The sequence below is a fragment of the Stenotrophomonas sp. 2YAF22 genome (assembly GCF_052114665.1).
In the GTDB taxonomy this organism is placed as follows: Bacteria; Pseudomonadota; Gammaproteobacteria; order Xanthomonadales; family Xanthomonadaceae; genus Stenotrophomonas; species Stenotrophomonas indicatrix.
The window spans coordinates 1-2718 of record NZ_JBFRFE010000596.1; the positions used below are offsets into that span (position 1 = coordinate 1).

Sequence of the window (2718 nt, forward strand, 5' to 3'; positions counted from 1 at the left end):
AGCCACGGCGCCTTCTTCGATGATCGCCACGACCTGGCTGGAAGTGACGGTGTCGCCTTCCTTGAACTTGATTTCCTTGATCACGCCATCGACCGGCGACGGCACTTCCAGGACGACCTTGTCGGTTTCCAGGTCAAGCAGGTTTTCGTCGCGCTTGACGGCGTCGCCCACCTTCTTGTGCCAGGTGGCGATGGTGCCGTCGGCGACGGATTCGGGCAGTACCGGGGCTTTGACTTCGGTGGCCATGCGGGAGCTTCCTGGTTTGTCTTCTAAATAGGGGGAGAGTTATTCAGCGAACGAGTCGTTGAACGGGTTGACCAGTGCATCGGCGACCAGCTGCTGCTGTTCGCGGACGTGGTCAGCCATGTGACCGGCAGCCGGCGAAGCCGAACGTGCGCGACCGGCGTAGTGCAGGCTCTGGCCATCGGCCAGGCAGAACTGCAGGTGGTGGCGGATCTGGTACCACGCGCCCTGGTTCTGCGGTTCTTCCTGCGTCCACACCACGTCGGTGGCCTTGCCGTACTTCTTCAGTTCGGCAGCCAGCAGCGCACGCGGGAACGGATACAGCTGCTCCACGCGGATGATCGCCACGTCGTCCTGGCCACGCTTGGTCTGGTCTTCCAGCAGGTCGTAGTAGACCTTGCCCGAGCACAGCACCACGCGCTTGACCTTCTTGGCATCTGCATTGGCATCGCCGATCAGGTGCTGGAACTCGCCATTGGCCAGCTCGTCCAGGGTCGACACGGCCAGCTTGTGGCGCAGCAGCGACTTGGGCGACATCACCACCAGCGGCTTGCGGGTGGTCAGGTGCTGCTGGCGACGCAGCATGTGGAAGGCCTGCGCCGGGGTCGACGGCACCACCACCAGCATGTTCTCCAGCGCGCACAGCTGCAGGAAGCGCTCCAGGCGCGCCGAGCTGTGTTCCGGGCCCTGACCTTCATAGCCATGCGGCAGCAGCAGGGTCAGGCCGGAGATGCGGCCCCACTTTGCTTCGCCGGCGGCGATGAACTGATCGATCACTACCTGGGCGCCGTTGGCGAAGTCGCCGAACTGGCCTTCCCAGATGCACAGGGTGTTCGGATCGGTGGTCGAGAAACCGTACTCGTAGGCCATCACCGCTTCTTCGCTGAGCAGCGAATCGATGACGGTGGCCTTCTCCGGAGAATCCACCAGCTGCCGCAGCGGCAGGTAGTAGTTGTCGGTCTTCTGGTCGTGCAGGATCGCGTGGCGGTGGGTGAACGTACCGCGGCCGACGTCCTGGCCGACCAAGCGCAGCGCACTGCCTTCATCCAGCAGGGTGGCGTAGGCCAGGTTCTCGGCAAAGCCCCAGTCGCCCGGGATCTCGCCGGCAGCCATCTTGCGGCGGTCGTCGTACACCTTTGACACGCGCGAGTGCAGCTGCACTTCTTCGGGCACGGTGTTGATCAGCTTGGCCAGCGCGACCAGCTTGTCCTTGTCGACCTTCGTCGACACCGGATCGGACAGCTTGCCTTCCAGCAGCTTCGGCCAATCAACGAACAGCGGGCTGGTCGGCGGGGTCTTTTCGACCTTGGCCAGCTCCGTGGTCACTTCACCTGCATCGAGCTTCTCGCGGTACGCGTCGACCATCGCCTTGCCGGCGCCGGCGGCGATCACGCCTGCCTTTTCCAGCTGCTCGGCATACATCTCGCGGGTGGTGGCGTGCTTGCGGATCACCTGGTACATCAGCGGCTGGGTGATCGCCGGCTCGTCGGCCTCGTTGTGGCCCCAACGGCGGTAGCACATCAGGTCGATGACCACGTCCTTGGCGAACTTCTGGCGGAACTCGAAGGCCAGCTGCGCGGCGAACACCACCGCTTCGGGATCATCGCCGTTCACGTGCAGCACCGGGGCGGCGATCATCTTCGCCACGTCGGTGGCATAGCGCGTGGAGCGCGTGTCCTGCGGATTGGAGGTGGTGAAGCCGACCTGGTTGTTGACCACGATGTGCACGGTGCCGCCAACGGCGAAGCCGCGGGCCTGCGACATCTGGAACAGCTCCATGACCACGCCCTGGCCGGAGAACGCCGCGTCGCCGTGGATCAGGATCGGCATCACCTGCTTGCGTGCGGTGTCCTTGCGGCGTTCCTGGCGCGAACGCACCGAGCCGGCAACCACCGGATCGGCGATTTCCAGGTGCGACGGGTTGAATGCCAGGGCCAGATGCACCGGGCCACCCTCGGTGGCCACGTCGGCGGAGAAGCCCATGTGGTACTTCACATCGCCGGCCGAGGCGTGCTCGTCGTGCTCGAACTTGCCTTCGAATTCGTCGAACAGCTTGCGCGGGTTCTTGCCGAGGGTGTTGACCAGCACGTTCAGGCGGCCACGATGGGCCATGCCGACCACCACGTCCTTGACGCCATCCTTGCCGGCGCTGCGGATGATGGTGTCCATCATCGGGATCAGCGAGTCGCCGCCTTCCAGCGAGAAGCGCTTCTGGCCGACGTACTTGGTGTGCAGGTAGCGCTCGAGGCCTTCGGCGGCGGTCAGGCGCTCCAGCGTGCGGCGCTGGGTGTCAGCGTCCAGCTGGTAGTTGCCACCGGCCAGTTCCAGCTTCTTGTAGATCCACTGGCGCTGCTCGACCTCGGAGATGTGCATGAACTCCGCACCGATCGAACCGGTGTAGGTCGCCTTCAGGCGCGCCAGCAGGTCACGCAGCTTCATGCGCGGCTGGCCGCCCACGCCGCCGGTGCTGAACTC

The 2718-nt window shown here is 64.7% G+C and carries 2 protein-coding genes; both read right to left on the bottom strand.

The annotated features are described in order from the left end of the window. Positions 1-246 (bottom strand): biotin/lipoyl-containing protein (locus AB4Y84_RS18695; protein WP_442250636.1); only part of this gene is annotated, 246 nt, incomplete at its 3' end. 39 nt (positions 247-285) lie between these two features. Continuing rightward, the coding region (locus AB4Y84_RS18700) for a 2-oxoglutarate dehydrogenase E1 component (RefSeq protein WP_442250637.1) at positions 286-2718 on the bottom strand (2433 nt) is incomplete at its 5' end.